Annotated in this window: 3 protein-coding genes; 2 read left to right on the top strand and 1 reads right to left on the bottom strand. The window is 57.8% G+C overall.

The annotated features are described in order from the left end of the window. Positions 1 to 817 (bottom strand): helix-turn-helix domain-containing protein (locus C6W91_RS20850; protein ID WP_370571569.1); only part of this gene is annotated, 817 nt, incomplete at its 3' end. Positions 818 to 948: 131 nt separating this feature from the next. Here C6W91_RS20850 and C6W91_RS20845 point away from each other — a divergent pair. Beyond that, the gene (locus C6W91_RS20845) at positions 949 to 2,583 is read left to right on the top strand and encodes a Mu transposase C-terminal domain-containing protein (RefSeq protein ID WP_370571568.1); all 1,635 of its coding nucleotides are present in this window, start codon (positions 949 to 951) and stop codon (positions 2,581 to 2,583) included. Position 2,584: 1 nt separating this feature from the next. Continuing rightward, positions 2,585 to 3,059: TniB family NTP-binding protein (locus tag C6W91_RS20840; protein ID WP_370571567.1), on the top strand; the 475-nt coding region annotated here is incomplete at its 3' end.

Raw genomic sequence — 3,059 nt, 5'->3', positions numbered from 1 at the left:
GCCGCATAACCATGAAATCCGCAGCGTCGCCCGAAACGCTTTTCAACATCGATCGGGACATTCCCCCAGCTTTTGTTGCGGCATGGTGTTCACCGTAGCTTGCGTCGGTATCGGCTCCGAGGGCTCTAAGTTCCGAGATAACGCTCAGGACTGCATCAATGGTTAATGTTGCTCGACGCAGGACATTTCTGATCATGTTGAGGGTAGATAGCTTTGCTTCATCGAAGCGTGTCTGGTGGAGTAGCGAAGCACGTAGGGCCAACGCCTCAGCTTTCAGTGAGCGCAAGCGCTCGCGTTCTTCGGTGAGCTGCAAGGCTTGTGTCGCGAGCGAGCCGTACCTCTGGATCAAGGGCTTCAGGTCGATACCGAAGGCATCTCTGATAATGCCTCCATACCGCAGCGGAAAGCGTTTGCCATTTGCTGAATTCTTGCGTTCGATCAGTTCAGCAGCTGAGAGGCGTCCCAGGCTGCGTCGAAGTGTTCTCTCATCGAGTCCATTGGCGCGCTCTGACAGAGAAGCGTTCGATGGGAACACGACAGTGAGCGTAAGTCGCTGGCTGTCCTGAGTCTCATGTTCTTTGCGGGGTAGGAAGCTAATGAGCGCGGTCAGAACGGCGAGATCATTGGTTGTAAGACCGAGCTCCTTCCTCAGTATGCGAACCGGGCCCAGAAGCTCATAGGGGTTAGGGCAGGGCAGAGATGTTCGTTCCGCCAGGGCGGTTGTTGTTTCAGTTGCATGTCTCATGGTGTTTCGGAAGAAAAAGCTTCCCCGTTCACCGCGAGCGGTGTTGAAATCGATTCGTGTCGCGTAGCCCATAATTGTGAGATGAGAAATCCAACGAAATCAACGGCTGTCCTTTGCCCTTAAATATGAGATTTTGCCTTTAATTCCGATTTTCTTGCCCTTAAACCTGAGACAGGGTTCACAGACATGTGCGGCAAATATCGATGGATGATGATGGCGAAGCCTCCGTTGCAGTTGGTGCTGAAGAGTCGCGCAGGGCCGCCGTGCTACGTCCGCTTGTTCAGGCATATCTCAATGGGGCTGGCAGTCTGGAAAGCGGCATCAATGACGCCGTTTGGGAGCTTGGTGTCAGCAGGGCGACGGTCTGGCGTTGGATAAAGCGGCTGGCGGAAGAGGGTGGGCGCACCAGCGCGCTGGCTCCGCGAAAACGAGGCCGCCCGACAGGTACGGTTTTGATATCCAGCAAGGTCGAAGCGGTGATCGAAGAGCATCTTCGCCGTTATTTCTTGCGCCGGGAACGATCCAGCCTGTCGCGTGTTGTGACTGAGATCCGCAGCGCGTGCTGGCAGCAGGGCTTGCAACCGCCGACACGGCGGACGGTTCAACGTCGTCTGGATGCAATGGATGCCCGCGAAGTTGCAAAGGCACGAGAGGGGGCAAAGGCGGCCCGCCAGAAATTTGCGGCCGTCACAGGCGAGAACAAGGCCAGTCAGCCACTGGAGGTCGTGCAAATCGACCATACACCTGCCGACATCATTCTCGTTGACAGTTTTGAGCGCCAACCAATTGGCCGACCGTGGGTCACGCTGGCGATCGACGTCGCAACGCGGTTGGTAACGGGATATTACACCTCTCTCGCGGCGCCTTCGCGTCTGTCAGTGTCGCTTTGCCTGACACAGGCGGTAGCCTCCAAGGGGGAACTTCTGTTGGAATTGGCGTGCAATATTCCTTGGCCCGCACAGGGCAAACCGCACAGCATCCATGTCGACAATGGCCGCGATTTCCGGTCGCGGGCCTTTCGGTCGGCCTGTGCGGAATGGGGGATCGATCTGGTCTATCGGCCGCCGGGAAGTCCTCACTTCGGGGGTCACATCGAGCGGTTGATCGGGACGATGATGGGGGCCGTTCACCTGTTGCCGGGAACAACGCAAGCCTCAATCGCGGCCAAGGGCGACTATGACGCCGAAGGCCAGGCCACGATGACCCTGAGCGAATTCGATCATTGGTTTGCTCTCGAAATCTGCCGTTACAACAACAGCATTCATTCAAGCATTGGCTGTACGCCCGTTGCCAAATGGGAAGCGCTCTCAGAGCAAATGACGGGCGACATCCCCTTCGAGATGGAAGCCTTTCAGGTGAGCTTCCTGCCCAGCGAACTGCGCAAAGTCAGGCGTGACGGCATCCATCTGTTCCAGATACGGTACTGGTCCGATGCCCTTGCAGGCCACATTGGGCGCGGCGATGGAAAGGTGGTTGTTCGCTACGATCCTCGCGATATCTCAATGATCTGGGTTGAACTGGAAGATGGCCGATATGTTGAGGCGCGGTACAGAAACCTTGAAATTCCGCCTGTGTCCCTCTGGGAATATCGCGAAGCCATGAGGAAGGCCCGTGCCCTTGGCAAGTCCGGGTCCAATGAGATGGTGCTGGCTGAGCTGATCCGACAGCAACGCCAGATTGAAGCTGAAAGCCGGGGCCTGACGAAGGCCGAACGCCGATCCCGTGAAAGAAAAGGGACATTGGAGGGCACCAACTCGGCTGTCTCGACAACCGAAGGGCTGCGCCCGATCGACACGGGTGATACATCGCGCCCATTGTTCAAGGTGGAGAGATGGTGAATTGAGGGCAAGGACAACTGAGGAAGACGGTCGGATCGCCCTCATTCAATCGGATATCTGGATCGGCTTTCCGCGGGCCGAACAGGTGTTGGACCGCTTGCAGGGTCTGATCGAAGCGCCACGGCAAACCCGTATGCCTGGGCTTCTTGTGCATGGTGCCTCCGGGATCGGCAAGACGATGATCGCCCGAAACCTGTCGCGCAAATACGCACCAGAATACGATCCGGCGTCAGGCATCACCCGCACACCGCTGCTGCTGTTGCAAGCGCCGCCCGCACCAGACGAACGGCGGTTCTACTTGCACATCTTGGCCGCCGTCGGCGCCCCGGCGACGGCACTGAGCGCCCGCGCTCAAAATGTGGCTTCCCTCGAAGTCCGCATCATCGCGCTCCTGCGCGACCTTGGCCTTCGGATGATCATGATCGACGAGGTTCACAACCTCTTGGCCGGGACCCACCGCGAACAGCGCCGCTTTC

Origin of the sequence: Phaeobacter sp. SYSU ZJ3003 (assembly GCF_041300735.1) — a bacterium.
GTDB lineage: Bacteria > Pseudomonadota > Alphaproteobacteria > Rhodobacterales > Rhodobacteraceae > Phycobacter > Phycobacter gallaeciensis_A.
The sequence above is the reverse complement of the archived record's forward strand: the minus strand, read 5'-3'. Positions and strand labels throughout refer to the sequence as shown.